General features: G+C 65.3%; 16 protein-coding genes. 11 read left to right on the top strand and 5 right to left on the bottom strand.

Features of this window, described 5'->3' with window-relative positions; translation table 11 throughout:
* Positions 1–10 precede the first annotated feature (10 nt).
* Positions 11–361, top strand: a complete 351-nt coding sequence (locus tag BRSPCE3_RS03290) for a zinc ribbon domain-containing protein (RefSeq protein ID WP_244064232.1) — start codon at positions 11–13, stop codon at positions 359–361.
* A gap of 15 nt (positions 362–376) precedes the next feature.
* Here BRSPCE3_RS03290 and BRSPCE3_RS03285 read toward each other — a convergent pair whose 3' ends face one another.
* The 5 genes from BRSPCE3_RS03285 to BRSPCE3_RS03265 all read right to left on the bottom strand — a co-directional run bounded on the left by BRSPCE3_RS03285 (position 377) and on the right by BRSPCE3_RS03265 (position 5,188).
* Positions 377–1,162, bottom strand: coding sequence for an ABC transporter ATP-binding protein (locus BRSPCE3_RS03285; RefSeq protein WP_244064231.1), 786 nt, complete (start codon positions 1,160–1,162; stop codon positions 377–379).
* On the bottom strand, positions 1,159–1,932 hold the full coding sequence (locus BRSPCE3_RS03280; RefSeq protein WP_244064230.1) for an ABC transporter permease: 774 nt from the start codon (positions 1,930–1,932) through the stop codon (positions 1,159–1,161). Before BRSPCE3_RS03280 ends, BRSPCE3_RS03285 begins: the two co-directional genes overlap by 4 nt.
* Before the next feature lie 78 nt (positions 1,933–2,010).
* On the bottom strand, positions 2,011–2,955 hold the full coding sequence (locus tag BRSPCE3_RS03275) for an ABC transporter substrate-binding protein (protein WP_244064229.1): 945 nt from the start codon (positions 2,953–2,955) through the stop codon (positions 2,011–2,013).
* Positions 2,956–3,089: 134 nt separating this feature from the next.
* Positions 3,090–3,833: a histidine utilization repressor gene (gene hutC / locus BRSPCE3_RS03270; protein ID WP_244064228.1), complete on the bottom strand. Its 744-nt coding sequence runs from the start codon at positions 3,831–3,833 to the stop codon at positions 3,090–3,092.
* Entirely contained in the window at positions 3,830–5,188 is a 1,359-nt protein-coding gene (locus BRSPCE3_RS03265) for a formimidoylglutamate deiminase (RefSeq protein WP_244064227.1), read from the bottom strand. Before BRSPCE3_RS03265 ends, hutC begins: the two co-directional genes overlap by 4 nt.
* Positions 5,189–5,273: 85 nt before the next feature.
* Here BRSPCE3_RS03265 and hutI point away from each other — a divergent pair, with 85 nt between their 5' ends.
* The 10 genes from hutI to urtE all read left to right on the top strand — a co-directional run bounded on the left by hutI (position 5,274) and on the right by urtE (position 16,809).
* Complete coding sequence (gene hutI / locus BRSPCE3_RS03260; RefSeq protein ID WP_244064226.1) at positions 5,274–6,488, top strand: imidazolonepropionase; 1,215 nt, start codon at positions 5,274–5,276, stop codon at positions 6,486–6,488.
* Positions 6,485–8,044 carry a histidine ammonia-lyase gene (gene hutH / locus BRSPCE3_RS03255; protein WP_244064225.1) on the top strand — a complete coding sequence of 520 codons (1,560 nt, stop codon included), beginning with the start codon at positions 6,485–6,487 and terminating at the stop codon, positions 8,042–8,044. The genes hutI and hutH overlap by 4 nt, the downstream gene beginning before the upstream one ends.
* 18 nt (positions 8,045–8,062) lie before the next feature.
* Complete coding sequence (gene hutU / locus BRSPCE3_RS03250; protein WP_244064224.1) at positions 8,063–9,730, top strand: urocanate hydratase; 1,668 nt, start codon at positions 8,063–8,065, stop codon at positions 9,728–9,730.
* A 343-nt stretch (positions 9,731–10,073) separates the two neighbouring features.
* Positions 10,074–11,228, top strand: a complete 1,155-nt coding sequence (locus tag BRSPCE3_RS03245; RefSeq protein ID WP_244064223.1) for a transporter substrate-binding domain-containing protein — start codon at positions 10,074–10,076, stop codon at positions 11,226–11,228.
* Positions 11,225–11,866 carry an ANTAR domain-containing response regulator gene (locus BRSPCE3_RS03240; protein ID WP_244064222.1) on the top strand — a complete coding sequence of 214 codons (642 nt, stop codon included), beginning with the start codon at positions 11,225–11,227 and terminating at the stop codon, positions 11,864–11,866. Before BRSPCE3_RS03245 ends, BRSPCE3_RS03240 begins: the two co-directional genes overlap by 4 nt.
* A 128-nt stretch (positions 11,867–11,994) precedes the next feature.
* Positions 11,995–13,245 (top strand): transporter substrate-binding domain-containing protein, encoded by a 1,251-nt coding sequence (locus tag BRSPCE3_RS03235; RefSeq protein ID WP_244064221.1) that lies wholly within the window; start codon positions 11,995–11,997, stop codon positions 13,243–13,245.
* A 104-nt stretch (positions 13,246–13,349) separates the two neighbouring features.
* The gene (urtB, locus tag BRSPCE3_RS03230) at positions 13,350–14,219 is read left to right on the top strand and encodes an urea ABC transporter permease subunit UrtB (RefSeq protein ID WP_244064220.1); all 870 of its coding nucleotides are present in this window, start codon (positions 13,350–13,352) and stop codon (positions 14,217–14,219) included.
* Between the two features lie 16 nt (positions 14,220–14,235).
* Positions 14,236–15,375, top strand: a complete 1,140-nt coding sequence (gene urtC, locus BRSPCE3_RS03225; RefSeq protein WP_244064219.1) for an urea ABC transporter permease subunit UrtC — start codon at positions 14,236–14,238, stop codon at positions 15,373–15,375.
* Positions 15,372–16,124, top strand: coding sequence for an urea ABC transporter ATP-binding protein UrtD (gene urtD, locus BRSPCE3_RS03220; protein WP_244064218.1), 753 nt, complete (start codon positions 15,372–15,374; stop codon positions 16,122–16,124). The genes urtC and urtD overlap by 4 nt, the downstream gene beginning before the upstream one ends.
* The gene (urtE, locus tag BRSPCE3_RS03215; RefSeq protein WP_244064217.1) at positions 16,117–16,809 is read left to right on the top strand and encodes an urea ABC transporter ATP-binding subunit UrtE; all 693 of its coding nucleotides are present in this window, start codon (positions 16,117–16,119) and stop codon (positions 16,807–16,809) included. The genes urtD and urtE overlap by 8 nt, the downstream gene beginning before the upstream one ends.
* Positions 16,810–16,832 lie beyond the last annotated feature (23 nt).

Here is a 16,832-nt window from a genome sequence, read left to right as displayed (position 1 = left end):
GATTAAGGTAATGCCGATCTACGAATATCTCTGCAGCGATTGCGGTCCCTTCACCGACATGCGGCCGATGGCCGAATGCGACCTGCCGCAGGACTGCCCGCAATGCGAGGCTACGGCGCCGCGTGTGATCCTGACCGCGCCGGCGTTCTTCTGCATGCCCTCGGACAAGCGCAAGGCCCACGCCACCAACGAGCAGAGCCGGCACGCGCCGAAGACGCTCGATCAATACAAGGCCGCGCACGGCCCGGGCTGCGGCTGCTGCTCTTCCTCGGGAAAGAAGAAGCCGGCGCGACTGATGACCAAGACCAGGAGCGGCGCCAAGGGCTTTCCGACTGCGCGGCCCTGGATGATCAGCCACTGACAAGGTGGCTGAGTATCAGGCCTGTTCGGCGACCTTGAGGGCCTCGGTGCGGATCTCCTCGACCAGCCGCTCCTTCAGGGCGACGAATTCCGGCGTGGTCTTGATCTTGTAGGAGCGCGGATGCGGTAGATCGACCGCGATCTCCGCCTTGATGCGGCCGGGACGGGCGCTCATCACGATGACGCGGCTGCCGAGGAAGATCGCTTCCTCGATATCGTGGGTGACGAACAGCACCGTCTTCTGGTCGCGCTCCCAGATCCCGAGCAGCATCTCCTGCATCAAGGCCCGGGTCTGGTTGTCGAGCGCACCGAACGGCTCGTCGAGCAGCAGGATTTTTGGATCATTGGCAAGCGCGCGGGCGATCGCGGTGCGCTGCTGCATGCCGCCCGACAGCTGCTTCGGCCAGTGATTTTCGAAGCCGGATAGTCCGACCCGGCGGATGAAGGCGTCGGCGATGTCATGGCGTTCCGCCTGCGACGCGCCGCGCTCGCGCAGGCCGAAGGCGATGTTCTCGCGCACGGTCAGCCAGGGAAACAAAGTATAGGACTGAAACACCATGCCGCGGTCGGCGCCGGGGCCGGTGACCTCGCGCCCGTCGAGCGTGACGCGCCCGCTGGTCGGCCGGTCGAGCCCGGCGACGATCCGCAGCAGGGTGGACTTTCCGCAGCCGGAGGGGCCGAGGATGGTGACGAAGTCGTTGTCGCCGACATCGAGCGTGGTCGGTTCGAGTGCGCGGGTCGGCGCGCGGCCGGCGCGGGCGGGGAAGGTTCGGGAGACCTGATCGATCCTGAGCGCGGTCATGCGAGCTTCCACGGGAACAGCCAGGCGTTGAACGCCTTGAACAGGAAATCGGAGATCAGGCCGATCAGCCCGATCACGATGATGCCGAAGATGATCTGACCGGTGTTGAGCAGTGCCTGGCTGTCGGTGATCATGTGCCCGATGCCGGACGATGAGCCGATCAGCTCGGCCACGATCACATAGGTCCAGGCCCAGCCGAGCACCAGCCTCAGGATCTCGGCGATCTCGGGGGCCGCGGAAGGCAGCAGCACGCGGCGGATGATGCCGCTGTCGCGGGCGCCGAGCGTGTAGGCGGCTTCCACCAGATCGCGCCGCGTGGCGCCGACGGTGACGGCCACCATCAGGATGATCTGGAACACCGCGCCGATGAAGATCACCAGCAGCTTCTGCAACTCACCGATGCCGGCCCACAGGATCAGCAGCGGGATGAACGCGGAAGCCGGCAGATAGCGCGCAAAGGACACGAAGGGTTCGAGGAAGGCCTCGATTGGCTTATACGCGCCCATCAGCACGCCGATCGGCACCGCGATCACGCCGGCGAGCGCAAAGCCGCCGATGACGCGCCAGATCGTCATGCCGATATCGAACAGGAAGCCTTGCTTGGCGAGCAGCTCATAGCCCTCCTGCACCATGGTCAGCGGGTTGGCGAGGAAGGTCTTCGACACATGGCCGCCGAACGTCGCCCAGGACCAGAGGGCGACGAACAGCACGAAGAAGGCGAGGCCATAGGCCACGCGCTGCTTCGATGTGGTGGGCTCGAGGGGACGCATCAATTGATCCGGGCGTATCTCATGCGCCGGTCCCGCCCGGCATGTCGCGAGGCGGGACCGGGCTAAGTGGTCGTTGCGTTACTTGATGAAGCTTGCGTCGTAGATGTCCTCGACCTTCGGCGCGGCCTTGATGATGCCGACCTCGAGCAGGAGCTCCGCGGCGTCCTTGTTGAAGGTGAGGAAGTCGCCGGCGAAGAATTTCTGGTTGGCGGCCTTGTCCTGCCAGCGCAGGTACTTCGCCGAGTTGCCGAACTGTTCGCCGGACTGCTTCACGTCCGCGCCCATGATCTCATAGGCCTTGGACTGGTCCTTGGCGATCATGTCGAGCGCCTCGAAATAGCTGTCGGCCAGTGCCTGCGCCGCCTTCGGATTGTCGGTCAGGAATTTCGGGGTGCAGCCGAAGGTGTCCATCACGATCGGATAGTCGAGCGTGGTGGCGATGATCTTGCCCTTGTCGGGCGCGGCGCGCACCGTCGACAGATAGGGTTCGTAGGTCATCGCGGCATCGTTCTGGCCGGAGACGAAAGCCTGCGCCGCAGCGGCCGGCTCCAGGTTGACCACGGTGACGTCCTTCACCGTGAGGCCGTTCTTCTTCAGCATCCAGGCCAGCGCGAAATAGGGCGAGGTGCCGGGCGCCGATGCCGCGACGGTCTTGCCCCTCAGATCCTTGATCGCGGCGACGTCGTTGCGCACGGCCATGCCGTCGGCGCCATAGCTCTTGTCGAGCTGGAAGATCTGCTTGGTCGCGACGCCATTGGCGTTCCAGGAGATCCAGGTCTCGACCGTGGTCGCCGCGCACTGGATGTCGCCCGAGGCGATCGCGAGATGGCGGTCCTTCTGCGGGATCTTCTTCAATGTCACGTCGAGACCGTTCTTCTTGAAGATGCCGGCCTCCTTGGCGAGCGTCAGCGGCGCGAATCCGGTCCAGCCGGAGATGCCGACGCCGACCTTGACGTCGTCAGCGAATGCGGCGCTGGACGCGAGCAACACCGCGATGGCAGGCAATAGCTTGAAGGAACCCATGATTGTCGACCCCTTGAACGATGGATTGAACCCAGTTGATGTCGTCACGTCAGTCGCGGCGGATTGCCGCATGAAGCCTCTCGGCGGATGGCGGCTCATGATGCATTGCATGAAATATGCCGCGCAAGCCGTTCTCAGCCTCCCTTGAAGCGAGCCACCAGGCGGTGGGTGTCGCCTGGATAATGCAGCCGCACCGCGGTCACCGTGCGCGCGCTGCGCCAGGTATAGCGGTCGATCACGAGGCAAGGCGCACCGACCGCGATGTCGAGGGCCTTGGCCGTATGCTCGTCCGCGACCACGGCGCTGATCGTATGTTCGGCCTCGGTCCACGGCACATGATGCAGCAGCCATGATCCCGGCGGCTCGCGCGCAAAGTCCGCCGTTGCGGCTTCCGGAACCGTGGAGAGATCGATCAGCCTGTCCTCGACGGCGAATGGCACGTCGTCGGCGCTGTGCCGGCAGGCGATCGCGATCACCTTGCCGGCCGTGCTCACGCCGAGCCGGGCACGATCGGCCGCGGTCGCGGCGCGACGCCGGCAATCGATCAGCTGATAGCCATAGCTGCGGCCGAGCGCAGTGATCTCAGCACGGATGTCGGCGATCTTGAGCACCGCCGACATGTGCTGCGGCCGGCGCACGAATGTGCCGGCCCGCCGCCGCCGCTCGATCAGATCGGCTTGCGCAAGCTCGGACAGCGCCTTGTTCACCGTCATGCGCGAGCAACGATAGCGCGCCATCAACTGATGTTCGAACGGAATACGGTGGCCCGGCGGCCATTCGCCGGTCAGGATCCGGGTCTCGATATCGAGCCGGATCCGTTTATAGAGAGTCGGCTTTTCGGCCGCGCCCGGCTTGGCTCGATCGGAGGCGACGTTCATGCGACGAGCCTCCGGACGCTCGCATTGAATCGCTCGCGCGCCTTGCCGCGCAGCCGGTGTCGTCCGCCGGTGACAACCTTGTCGCCGCCGGCCCAGACGCAATCGATCGCGTCGCTTGCGGTCGCAAACAGCCAGCCGTCGAGAACGGCATCGCCCGACCGTCCCGCCAGCGACGGATGCGCGATGTCGAGGCTGACAATGTCAGCGCGCGCGCCTGGCATGAGCCCGACGTCGGGCTGCGCCAGGGCCTGCGCGCCGCCCGTGAGCGCGTGGTCGAACAGGGCACGGCCGATGGATGCGCCAGGACGTCCCGAGAGCACGTTGCGCTCGCGATGTTTCAGCCGCTGGCCGTATTCGAGCTGACGCAACTCGTCGGCGACGCCGACCAGCACATTGGAATCGGTCCCGATGCCGAACCGGCCGCCCGCGGCAAGGAATTCGCGCGCCGCAAAGATGCCATCGCCCAGGCTCGCTTCGGTGACCGGGCAGAGGCCGGCAACGGCGCCGCTGCCGGCGAGCGCGGCGACTTCCCGATCCGTCATGTGGGTTGCGTGAATGAGGCACCAGCGTCGATCAACCGGCACATGGTCGAGCAGCCATTCCACCGGCCGCTGTCCCGACCAGGCCAGGCAATCCTCCACCTCGCGCAGCTGTTCGGCGGCGTGGATGTGGATCGGGTCTGCGGCGGCCAGCGGAATGATTGCCGCGAGCTCGTCCGGCGCCACGGCGCGCAGGCTGTGCGGGGCGATGCCGATAGTGGCGCCGGGAAGTGTTCGGATCGCCTCGCGCGAGGCAGCCATCAGCGCGGCGAACTGGTCGACCGAGCAGATGAAGCGACGCTGACCGGCATGTGGTGCTGCACCGCCGAACGTGCCGTGGGCATAAAAGCTCGGCAGCAGCGTAAGCCCGATGCCGGAGGCCTCGGTCGCTTCCACAATGCGCACGGCCATCTCGGCGGGGTTGGCGTAGGGGGAACCGTCGCGGTCATGGTGCAGATAGTGAAATTCGCCGACCCGGGTAAAGCCCCGCTCGAGCATCTCGACATAGAGCAGGGTGGCAACAGCAGCGACGTCGTCCGGCGTCATGGTCAGCGCGAAGCGATACATCGTCTCGCGCCAGGTCCAGAACGTATCGGTGGTGTCGCCGCGCAGTTCGGCAAGGCCGGACATGCCGCGCTGGAAAGCGTGACTGTGCAGGCTCGCCAGTCCCGGTACCGCCAATCGATGACATTCGTCGCCGGAGGCGGGCGCCGCACCTGCCGTCACCGCGGCGATCGCACCGTCGGCGACCACGATTTGCACGTCATTGGCCCAGCCCGAAGGCAGCAGCGCGCATGCGAAATGCAGTCGTGTCATTTTTCCACGCCGGCTGGACAGAACCTCGACACGATTATATGTCTAGACATATAAGTCAAGCATCCCAGCTCGAGGGGACGATCGCATGGCACAGCGTTTCGACCGCATCTGGCACAACGCCCGGCTCGCCACGATGCGCGGCGATCGCGCCGATCTCGGCGAGGTTGAGCAGGGCCTGATCGCGGCGCGCGACGGCCGCATCGCCTATGCAGGCGCGCAGTCGGACTTTCCTGTGGATGCGGACGCGGCCGAACGGATCGATTGCGGCGACCGCTGGATCACGCCCGGCCTGGTCGATTGCCACACCCATCTCGTCTATGGCGGCAACCGCGCGCATGAATTCGAGCTTCGTCTCAAGGGCGCGAGCTACGAGGAGATCGCGCGCGCGGGCGGCGGCATCGTCTCGACTGTTGCCGCCACGCGCAGGGCGACCGAGGCCGAGCTCGTTGCCGGCGCGCTGCCGCGGCTCGATGCGCTGATCGGCGAAGGCGCGACCACAGTCGAGATCAAGTCCGGCTATGGCCTCGATGCCGAGACCGAGATGCGGCAGCTGGCGGCGGCACGCAGCCTCGGCCGCCTGCGCCAGGTTGCGATCCGCACGTCGTTTCTCGGTGCGCATGCGCTGCCGCCGGAAGCCGATGGCGACAAGGACCGCTACATCGATCTGGTTTGCAGCGAGATGCTGCCGGCGGTGGCCAAGGCCGGCCTTGCCGATGCCGTCGACGGCTTCATGGAGGGCATTGCGTTTTCAGCCGAGCAGACGGCGCTAGTGTTCGAGGCAGCGCGTGCGCTCGGATTGCCCGTCAAGCTGCACGCGGACCAACTGTCGAATCTCGGCGGTGCCGCGCTCGCCGCAAAGTTCTCCGCACTCTCGGCCGATCATCTGGAGCACACCGATGAAGCGGGTGCTATCGCGATGGCGAAGAGCGGGACGGTCGCCGTCCTGTTGCCCGGCGCGTTCTACTTCATTCGCGAAACCCAGAAGCCGCCTGTCGAGCTGTTCCGCAAGCACAGCGTGAACATGGCGCTGGCGACCGACTGCAATCCCGGCAGCTCGCCGCTGACCTCGCTGCTGCTTGCGATGAACATGGGTGCGACGCTGTTCCGGATGACGGTCGCCGAATGCCTCACGGGCGTGACGCGGGAAGGCGCGCGCGCGCTCGGCATGCTCGCCGAGACCGGCACGTTGGAGGCCGGCAAATATTGCGATCTGGCGATCTGGGGCATCGAGCGGCCGGCCGAACTGGTCTACCGCATCGGCTTCAATCCGCTGCATCGGCGGGTGTGGAGGGGGCAATGAGCGATCCGGTCGGACCGATCGTCGTGAAGCCCGGAACCGTCGGCCTCGACGTGTTGGCGCGCGTGCTGGACGGCGCGTCGATCACACTCGATCCATCGTTCTGGCCGCGCGTCGAGGCGGCCGCGGCAATCGTGGCGAAGGCCGCGCGGATCGACGTCCCCGTCTACGGCATCAATACCGGCTTCGGAAAGCTGGCATCGACGCGGATCGCTCCCGACCAGACCGCGCTGCTTCAGCGCAATCTGATCCTGTCGCATTGCTGCGGCGTAGGCCCGGCGACATCAGAGCCGATCGTGCGCCTGATGATGGCGTTGAAGGTGATCTCGCTCGGCCGCGGCGCGTCCGGCGTGCGGCGTGATGTGATCGAGCAGTTGCAGGGCATGCTGGCGCGCGGCGTCACTCCGCTGGTGCCGCAGCAGGGCTCGGTCGGCGCCTCCGGCGATCTGGCGCCGCTTGCGCATATGACGGCGGTGATGATCGGGGAGGGGCAGGCGTTTCTTGACGGCAAGATGGTGCCGGGCAGCGAGGCGCTTGCCGCTGCCGGTCTTGCGCCGTTGACGCTCGGTCCCAAGGAGGGGCTCGCGCTGATCAATGGCACGCAGTTTTCGACGGCCTATGCGATTTCCGGCCTGCTGCGCGCGCATCGCCTGGCCTGCACTGCGCTGGTGACCGGTGCGCTGTCGGTCGACGCGGCGATGGCCTCCACGGTGCCGTTTCGTCCCGAGATACAAGCGTTGCGCGGCCATGAGGGGCAGATCGCCGCGGCGGCGGCCTTGATCGCGCTGCTCGACGGTAGCGACATCAGGCAATCGCATCTCGAAGGCGACGAGCGCGTGCAGGATCCGTATTGCCTGCGCTGCCAACCGCAGGTCGCGGGCGCCGTGCTCGACCTGCTGGCGCAAGCCGCCCGTGCGTTGACCATTGAAGCCAATGCGGTGACGGACAATCCGTTGGTGTTGGTCGATACGGGCGAGATCGTCTCAGGCGGCAATTTTCACGCCGAGCCGGTGGCGTTTGCCGCCGATCAGATCGCGCTGGCGCTCGCGGAGATCGGCGCCACCAGCGAGCGCCGGATCGCGACCCTCGTCGATCCCGCCCTGAACTTCGGCTTGCCTCCATTCCTGACGCCGGAGCCCGGCATCAATTCCGGGTTCATGATCGCCGAGGTGACGGCGGCGGCGCTCTATGCCGAGAACAAGCAGCGCGCGATGCCGTGCTCGATCGACTCCACGCCGACCAGCGCCAATCAGGAAGACCACGTCTCGATGGCCGCGCACGCCGCGCGCCGGCTGTCCGACATGGCCGACAATCTCGCCGCCATCCTCGGCATCGAGCTGCTGGTCGCGGCACAGGGCATCACGCTGCGCGCCCCGCATGCGACCAGCGCGCCGCTCGCCGCGGTCATTGCCGCGCTGCGCGAGCACGTTCCGGCGCTCGCCGCCGACCGCTACATGGCCGGCGATCTCGCGCAGGCCGCGTCGCTGGTCGAAGCCGACGCGTTGCCCGCGGCTGTGCTCGCGGTCCTTCCGACCGATCCGTTTCCAAGACTTGCTTAGCCGACAGGGACATCCGTCATGAACAGCCGACTGGATAATGAACGCATCATCCGCGCCCCCCGCGGCACCGACATCAGCGCGAAGAGCTGGCTGACCGAAGCGCCGCTGCGCATGCTGATGAACAATCTGGATCCTGACGTCGCCGAGCGCCCGAGCGAGCTCGTGGTCTATGGCGGCATCGGCCGTGCGGCGCGCGACTGGGAGAGCTTCGACCGGATCGCCGCGTCCTTGCGCAAGCTCGAGGGTGACCAGACGCTGCTGGTGCAGTCCGGCAAGCCGGTCGGGATTTTCCGCACCCATGCCGATGCGCCGCGCGTCCTGATCGCGAATTCGAACCTGGTGCCGCATTGGGCCACGCTCGATCACTTCAACGAGCTCGACCGCCAGGGCCTGATGATGTTCGGCCAGATGACCGCGGGGTCGTGGATCTATATCGGCAGCCAGGGCATCGTGCAGGGGACGTATGAAACATTTGTCGAGGTCGGCCGCCGGCACTATGGCGGCAGTCTCGCCGGCAAGTGGATCCTGACGGCGGGCCTCGGCGGCATGGGCGGCGCCCAGCCGCTGGCCGCGACCATGGCCGGCGCCTCGATGCTTGCAGTCGAATGCCAGCCGAGCCGCATCGAGATGCGGCTGCGCACGGGCTACCTCGATCGCCAGGCTGCGACGCTCGACGAAGCACTCGCCATCATTGCCGACACGGCCAAGACGCAGAGGCCGGTGTCGGTCGGCCTGCTCGGCAATGCGGCCGAGATCTTTCCCGAGCTGGTGCGACGCGGCGTGCGGCCGGACATCGTCACCGACCAGACCAGCGCACATGACCCGATCAACGGCTATTTGCCCAAGGGATGGACGCTCGCCGAGTGGGAAGCGCGGCGCGCCGCCGATCCGAAGGCGGTCGAGACCGCGGCCAAGACCTCGATGGTCGATCACGTCCAAGCGATGCTGGATTTTCACGCGCAGGGCATCCCGACGCTCGACTACGGCAACAACATCCGCCAGATGGCCAAGGACATGGGCCTGAAGCAGGCGTTCGATTTTCCGGGTTTCGTGCCGGCCTATATCCGTCCGCTGTTTTGCCGCGGCGTGGGTCCGTTCCGCTGGGCGGCGCTGTCGGGCGATCCCGAGGACATCTTCAAGACCGACGCCAAGGTCAAGGAGCTGATGCCGAACGACGGCCACCTGCACAACTGGCTCGACATGGCGAAGGCGCGCATCAAGTTTCAGGGGCTGCCGGCGCGGATCTGCTGGGTCGGCCTCGGCGATCGCCATCGGCTCGGCCTTGCCTTCAACGAGATGGTGGCGCGCGGCGAGCTCAAGGCGCCGATCGTGATCGGCCGCGATCATCTCGACAGCGGCTCGGTGGCGAGCCCGAACCGCGAAACCGAGGCGATGCGCGACGGCTCCGACGCGGTGTCCGACTGGCCGTTGCTCAACGCGCTGCTCAACTGTGCGAGCGGCGCCACCTGGGTGTCGCTGCATCATGGCGGCGGCGTCGGCATCGGCTATTCGCAGCACGCTGGCATGGTGATCGTGGCGGACGGCACGCCGGAGGCGGCGCGCCGGCTCGAGCGCGTGCTGTGGAACGATCCCGCGACAGGGGTCATGCGCCATGCCGACGCCGGCTACGAGACGGCGATCGACTGCGCGCGCGCCAATGGCCTCGATCTGCCGAGCCTGCGCTGACGCCGGTCCGTGCGATTGAGACTCGCAAGTTAGCGATCAATATGTTTGCGGCTCTCAACCTTCCGGTTGATATACGCACGGCGGCCGGCCGGACATGTCTTGCGACGGGAAACCGGCGGTGCATCTACCGGAGATAGGTGGTCCGTGGAGCGCCGCATCTGTGATCCGTCGCTGATGACACATTAATCTGCCTGGTTTCGCGTCAACGTCGCTGACAGGATGAGCGGCCGGGGTCCTTGTCTCGCGGCGGACGGCATGCAATCTTGCGCCGCCGGCAAAGCAGTTCGAGAGCAACAAGAACAATAATCCCTCTCGTCCCTCCAACTCTGTCGAGGGCCTGATCATGTCGAACCTTACCCAGACGACATCCGCTCCGTGGCGGATAGGAGTGCTGTTCTCGCGTACCGGCTTCATGTCGGTGATCGAGGAGACCCAGTATCAGGGCACGCAACTCGCGATCGAGGAAGTGAATGAAGCCGGCGGCATTTGTGGCCGCGAGCTGGTTCCCGTCGCCTACGACCCCGGTTCGGATTCGGCGGCCTATGGCCATTACGCCAAGCGGCTGATGGTCGAGGATCAGGTCAGCACGATCTTCGGCTGCTACACCTCGTCGAGCCGCAAGGCGGTGCTGCCGGTGGTCGAACGGCTGAACGGACTGCTGTGGTACCCGACGCTCTACGAAGGGTTCGAGGCGTCGCCGAACGTCATCTACACCGGCTCCTCGCCGAACCAGAACAGCCTTGCGCTATGCCGTTATCTGATGGATACGTTCGGAACACGGTTCTATTTCGTGGGATCGGATTACATCTTTCCGCGCGAATCCAACCGGGTGATGCGCGAACTGCTGAAGTCCAATGGCGGCTCGGTCGTCGGCGAGCGCTACGTCAATGTCTTCGCGCGATGGCAGGACTTCGTGCCGATCATCCAGGACATCAAGCGGGTCCGGCCCGACGTGATCTTCTCGACCGTGGTCGGCGAGGGCACGGTCTTCCTCTATCAGGCCTACGCCAATGTCGGGCTCGATCCCAAGCAGGTGCCGATCGCCAGCCTGACCACGACGGAAGCCGAAATCGCCGCCATGGGCTTCGATGTCGGCGAAGGGCACGTGACGGCGGCATCGTATTTCCAGGGCGTCGAGGGCAGCGCCAACAACGCCTTCGTGCAGCGCTTCAAGAAGCGGTTCGGCGCCGACATCTCGACCAACATGTGCGCCGAGGCATCCTATTTCCAGCTGCATCTGTTCGCCAAGGCTCTCGAGCAGGTCAATTCGCTCGACACCGAAGTGCTGCGCTCGATGGTGTTCGGCACCAGCTTTGATGCGCCGCAAGGAGCGGTGACAGTCAACCCGATGTCGGGGCATACTGATCTGTGGACCCGGATCGGGCGTGCCAACCGCCAGGGGCAGTTCGATGTCGTCAGCCAGTCGAAGGAGCCGGTGCATGCGGATCCGTTCCTGATCGGATATGGTCGTGCAACGCAAACGGGAAGCGTCCAATGAACGAGATGTCGCGTAAGCCGCAGCTGAGCCGAGACGTCGGCGGACGCAAGACCATGGTGCAGGAACTTGCCGATCTGTCGGCCGTCGTGGTCGCGCCGGTCGACGATCAGGTCGGCATGTTGCTGCGGGAATTGCAGCGGTTCAGGATGCGGGTGCGTCAGGTCTGGCCGATGCCGGAGAGCGTGCCGGCCGATGCCGACGTGGTGTATTGCGAATATTCTCCTGACCTGGCGCGGCGCCTGCCATGGATTCCCGGCGACGCGCGTTCGGCGCTGGTCGTGATCCTGCCGGCGACGGAGACCGTGCACGCCGACGCGCTGTGTCATGCGACGCCGAACGCCGTTCTGCCAAGGCCGTTCACGCAGAATGCGGTGTTGTCGAGCCTCGTGCTGGCGCGCAGCCAGTTCAGTTACGAGCGGCGCCTGCGCAGCAAGATCGAGAAGCTCGACGACAATCTGCGCTCGATGCGCACGGTGGAACGCGCCAAAGCCATTCTGATGGCGACGCGGCAGATGCCGGAAACCGAAGCCTATGGCTTCATCAGACGACAGGCGATGGATCGTCGCGTGTCGGCAAGTGCAGTCGCCGCGGCGATTGTTGACTCGTTCGAACTGCTTGGCTACGATCATCAACAGTAAGCCCCAATAGCGGGGCCGGCGGCGACAGCGCCGCCTTCGACACAACCGGCAACAAAGCCCTCCCAATGCTCGCGTCAGCGCGCATCGGGAGGGCTTTTTGTTTTTTCAGTCCTGAAGGGAGCTTAGGGATGAGCATTTCACGGCGGACTTTGCTGAGGAATACCGCGGCGCTTGGCGCGTTTGCCGGCGCCGGACTGCCGCACATCTGGATCAAGAATGCCGACCTCGCTTACGCCGCCGGCGGCGAGATCAAGGTCGGCGTGTTGTTCTCGCTGACCGGAACGACCGCGATCATCGAGGAATCGCTCAACAAGGCGACGCTGCTCGCGATCGAGGAGATCAACGCCGCCGGCGGCATCAAGGGCAGCAAGATCGTGCCGATCGTCGAGGATCCCGCCTCCGACCCCGCGACGTTCTCGGAGAAGGCACGCAAGCTCGTCGTCGGCGACAAATGCGTCAGCGTGTTCGGTTCCTACACCTCGGCGAGCCGCAAGGCGGTGCTTCCGGTGTTCGAGCGGCAGAACAATCTCTATTGGTATCCGACGCTCTATGAAGGCCGCGAGTGTTCGAAGAACGTCATCTACACCGGCGCGGTGCCGAACCAGCAGCAGGACGAGTTCGTGCCCTGGCTGGTCAAGAAATTCGGCAAGAAGTTCTATCTGATCGGCTCCAACTACATCTATCCGAAGGAAGAGAACAACTACTGCAAGAAGCTGCTCGAGAAGCTCGGCGGCGAAGTCGTGGCGGAAGAATATGTGCCGCTCGGCCATTCCGAATTCTCGTCCGTCATCAACAAGATCCGCTCGACGCAGCCCAACGTGATCTTCTCCACCGTGGTCGGCGATTCCGTGGTCGCGCTGCATCGTCAGTACAAGGCGGCCGGCCTCGATCCCGAGAAGATGCCGATGGCGAGTCTGACGACCTCCGAGAACGAGGTCGCGGCGATGGGCGGCGAGGCCGCCGCCGGTCACTTCACTTCGGCGCCGTACTTCATGGTGCACAAGTCGCCTGAGAACGAGAAATTCGTCGAGGCCTACAAGAAGCGCTGGGGCGCCGACAAGGTGACGCATTTCGTCTCGGAGGCCTGCTACTTCCAGACCTATCTGTTCAAGCAGGCGGTCGAGAAGCTCGCGACCAGCGACCTGACGCCGCCGAACATCCGCGATGCGGTCAAGGGCGAGGCAATGATCGCGCCGCAGGGCAAGGTCCAGATCGAGCCGGAGAACCTGCACACCTGGCTATGGCCCAAGATCGCCCAGGCGAAGTCGAACGGCCAGTTCGAGATTCTGGTCGAGGCCAAGGAATGGCTGAAGCCGGTGCCTTACGCGGCCTATCCCGGGCAGTCCTGCACCGAGAAGGGCCTGGTCGAGAAGAGCTGACGACGGGGCCGACCGAGGCCGTCGGCGTGCGGCGCCGGCGGCCAGCTTCCGCAACGAATGCAGCTTCTCACATCACCAACGACCATTGAAGAGCGGATCCCGACGTGGACCAATTCATCGAACAAATCGTCACCGGCCTCAGCATCGGATCGATCCTGCTGCTGGTGGCGCTGGGCCTGTCGATCATCTACGGCTCGATGGGCATCATCAATCTCGCGCATGGCGAGTTCGTGATGCTCGGCGCTTACGCGGCCTGGGTGTTCCACACCTATCTCGGGCTCGGCCTGCTGGCGAGCCTGGTGCCGATCTTCCTGGTGGTTGCCGCGTTCGGCTGGGTCATCGAACGCTACGTCCTGAGCCTGCTCAACAACCGGCCGCTCGACACGATTCTCGCGACCTGGGGCGTCGGCATCATGCTGCAGCAGGCGGTGCGGCTGATGGTCGGCAGCGAGTTGCGCTACGTCCAGCTGCCGCCGGCGCTGTCCAACAGCATGGACGTGTTCGGCATCCCGGTGTCGTCGTATCGGGTGTTCCTGTTCGTGGTGTCGATCGCGCTGTTCGGGGCGACCTGGCTGCTGATGAACCGCACCACGGTCGGGATGAAGCTGCGCGCCATCATCCAGGATCGCTCGGTGGCCGCCTCGTTCGGCATCAACGCCAAGCGGGTCTACGCGCTGACCTTCGCCTATGGCGCGGGCCTCGCCGGACTTGCCGGCGCGCTGGTGTCGCCGCTCAAGAGCGTGTCGCCCGACATGGGCACCGGCTACGTGGTCGACGCCTTCATGGTGGTCGTGCTCGGCGGTGTGCAGAGCCTCGCCGGCACCGTGGCCAGCGCCTTCATCCTCGGCGAACTCTCCGGCGGCATCGCCTTCCTGCAGAACGACACGGTGGCCAAGGCGATCGTGCTGCTCGCCATCGTCGTCCTCATCCGTTTCCGCCCCGAAGGGCTTTTCACCGCACGCGTGCGGGCCTGAGATAGATCGCTCATTGATGCCGCCGAATGTTCCCAGCTCCAGCGGATTGCAGCGCCTGATCGCGCAGCTTGCACCGTTGCTGATCGTCTGTGCCGTGGTGTTCGCGCTTCCGGTGCTGCTCAACAATGACTTCCTGCTCAACAAGGTCGCGCGCTATCTGGTGCTCGGCATCCTCACGATATCGCTCGGGCTGTCCTGGGGATTCGGCGGCATCCTGAACCTTGGCCAGGCGATGAGCTTCGGGCTCGGCTCCTACGCCATGGCGATGGCGCTGAAGCTCAAGACCGTGCCGGTCCATACCGGCGCAAGCGGACTGCCGGACTTCATGGTCTGGAACAACGTCGCCCATCTGCCGTGGTTCTGGGAGCCGTTCCGCTCGCTGTCCTTTGCCATCGCGGCGGGCCTGATCGTCCCGGCGCTGGTCGCGGCCGCGCTCGGCTGGTTCATGTTCCGCGGCCGTGTCACCGGCGTCTATGTCTCGATCATCACGCTCGCCACCATGGTGGTGATCAATCTCGTGATCATCGACCAGCAGAGCTACACCGGCGGCTTCAACGGCATCACCGATCTCGCCCAGCTCGAGATCTTCGGCGTCGCGTTCGATGCCTATGGCCGCGCGACCTACTATCTCGTTGCCGGCTGTGTGCTGCTCAGCCTGCTGGTCGCTTTCGCCTTCACCAAATCCAAGGCCGGCCTGATCGTGCAGGCGATCCGCGACCATGAGAGCCGGGTGCGCTACTTCGGCTACGACGTCGCGCTCTACCAGATCTTCGTGTTCGCGCTGTCGGCCGCGATCGCGGGCCTTGCCGGCATGCTCTACACGGTGGTGATGGAATTTGCCTCGCCGACCTTCCTCGGCGTGCAGCTCTCGCTTTCAGTCGTGGTGTGGTGCGCGGTCGGCGGCCGGCAGAGCCTGGTCGGCGCGTTCCTCGGCGCCGTGCTGGTCGCGGGCATGCAGGGCGCGCTGTCGGAATCCGCGGCGTTCCTGGAAACCTGGACGCTGGTGATGGGCGCGCTGTTCGTGCTCGTCGTGCTGTTCCTGCCGAAGGGGCTCGCCGGCCTCGCGCAGGCCGCCTTGCGCTGGATCGTACAGCGGCGGCAAGCCCCTGGCCGCGGCGTCGCCCAGGGGGTCGGCCAGACGGAGGGCAGCACATGAGCTCGCATCTCGATCTCCGCGACGTCTCGGTGAGCTTCAATGGTTTCAAAGCGCTCAATTCGCTCAACATGAGCGTGCGCAAGGGCGAGCTGCGTTGCCTGATCGGGCCGAACGGCGCCGGCAAGACCACCGCGCTCGACATCATCTGCGGCAAGGTCAAACCGAGCGCCGGCACGGTCAGCTTCGACGGCACCGCGCTGCAGGACCTCGAGGAATACGAGATCGCCCGCGCCGGTGTCGGCCGCAAGTTCCAGGTGCCGAGCGTGTTCCGCGAACTGTCGGTCTCCGAGAATCTCGACGTGGCGCGGGCCCGTCGTACCTCGGTGCTCGGGAATCTGCGCTGGAATATCGGCAATTCCGGTCGCGAGGATGTCGAACGCCTTGCCGAACTGGTCGGGCTCACCGAGCAGCTCGATCGTCCCGCCGCCTATCTGTCGCATGGCCAGACCCAGTGGCTGGAGATCGGCATGCTGGTCGCGCAGGACGCCGAGCTGATCCTGATGGACGAACCAACTGCGGGCATGACCGCGCAGGAAACCCGCAAGACCGCCGAGCTGTTCGCGCGGCTGAAGGGCAGGCACACGCTGATCGTGGTCGAGCATGACATGGGTTTCGTCAAGGCGATCGGCGACGTCATTTCGGTGATGCATATGGGCCAGATGCTGGCCGAAGGCACCGCGGCGGAAGTCGAGGCGCACCCCGAGGTGCGCCGCGCCTATCTCGGATCGGGAGGCATCAGCCATGCTTGAGCTGACCGACGTCGACGCCTTCTACGGCAACAGCCGTGCCCTGCAGGGCATCAACCTGATGGTCGGCAATGGCGAGTTCCTCTCGGTGCTCGGACGCAACGGCGTCGGCAAGACGACGCTGATGCGCAGCATCCTTGGGCTGATGGATCGCTGCACCGGCCGTCTGTCGCTCGACGGCGCCGACATCTCACCATTGCGGACCTATCAGCGCGCCAAGGCCGGCATCGCCTATGTGCCGCAGGGCCGCGGCATCCTGCCGAAGTTCACCGTGCGCGAGAATCTGACGCTCGGGACCTTCGCCGCGAAATCGGCCAACGGCATCGAGGAGTGGGTGCTCGAGCTGTTTCCGGTACTCAGGGATTTCCTCAACCGCTACGGCGGCAATCTCTCGGGCGGCCAGCAGCAGCAGCTTGCGATCGCGCGGGCGCTGCTGGCTCAGCCGAAGGTCATCCTGCTGGACGAGCCGACCGAGGGCATCCAGCCGAACATCGTCGAGCAGATCGAGGACGTGATCGTCAGGCTCAATCGCGAGCGCGGCATCACGGTCGTGCTGGTCGAACAGAATGTCGCGTTCGCGCGGCGTGCGTCTCACCGCTTCGCGCTGCTCGAAAAGGGACGCGTCGTCGCCAAGGGCGCGATCGGTGAGCTCACCGATGATCTCATCCAGCTGCACATGGCCGTGTAGCGGGAATTTTCAAGAAAGGGAGT

Source organism: Bradyrhizobium sp. Ce-3, assembly GCF_022835695.1.
Lineage (GTDB): Bacteria > Pseudomonadota > Alphaproteobacteria > Rhizobiales > Xanthobacteraceae > Bradyrhizobium.
This window is presented reverse-complemented; position numbering and strand designations above follow the sequence as displayed.

Bases quoted from the DNA above. Each gene is read 5' to 3' on its own strand.
- BRSPCE3_RS03290 (WP_244064232.1), top strand. From the start codon at position 11: ATGCCGATCTACGAATATCTCTGCAGCGATTGCGGTCCCTTCACCGAC.
- BRSPCE3_RS03285 (WP_244064231.1), bottom strand. From the start codon at position 1,162: ATGACCGCGCTCAGGATCGATCAGGTCTCCCGAACCTTCCCCGCCCGC.
- BRSPCE3_RS03280 (WP_244064230.1), bottom strand. From the start codon at position 1,932: ATGCGTCCCCTCGAGCCCACCACATCGAAGCAGCGCGTGGCCTATGGC.
- BRSPCE3_RS03275 (WP_244064229.1), bottom strand. From the start codon at position 2,955: ATGGGTTCCTTCAAGCTATTGCCTGCCATCGCGGTGTTGCTCGCGTCC.
- hutC (WP_244064228.1), bottom strand. From the start codon at position 3,833: ATGAACGTCGCCTCCGATCGAGCCAAGCCGGGCGCGGCCGAAAAGCCG.
- BRSPCE3_RS03265 (WP_244064227.1), bottom strand. From the start codon at position 5,188: ATGACACGACTGCATTTCGCATGCGCGCTGCTGCCTTCGGGCTGGGCC.
- hutI (WP_244064226.1), top strand. From the start codon at position 5,274: ATGGCACAGCGTTTCGACCGCATCTGGCACAACGCCCGGCTCGCCACG.
- hutH (WP_244064225.1), top strand. From the start codon at position 6,485: ATGAGCGATCCGGTCGGACCGATCGTCGTGAAGCCCGGAACCGTCGGC.
- hutU (WP_244064224.1), top strand. From the start codon at position 8,063: ATGAACAGCCGACTGGATAATGAACGCATCATCCGCGCCCCCCGCGGC.
- BRSPCE3_RS03245 (WP_244064223.1), top strand. From the start codon at position 10,074: ATGTCGAACCTTACCCAGACGACATCCGCTCCGTGGCGGATAGGAGTG.
- BRSPCE3_RS03240 (WP_244064222.1), top strand. From the start codon at position 11,225: ATGAACGAGATGTCGCGTAAGCCGCAGCTGAGCCGAGACGTCGGCGGA.
- BRSPCE3_RS03235 (WP_244064221.1), top strand. From the start codon at position 11,995: ATGAGCATTTCACGGCGGACTTTGCTGAGGAATACCGCGGCGCTTGGC.
- urtC (WP_244064219.1), top strand. From the start codon at position 14,236: ATGCCGCCGAATGTTCCCAGCTCCAGCGGATTGCAGCGCCTGATCGCG.
- urtD (WP_244064218.1), top strand. From the start codon at position 15,372: ATGAGCTCGCATCTCGATCTCCGCGACGTCTCGGTGAGCTTCAATGGT.
- urtE (WP_244064217.1), top strand. From the start codon at position 16,117: ATGCTTGAGCTGACCGACGTCGACGCCTTCTACGGCAACAGCCGTGCC.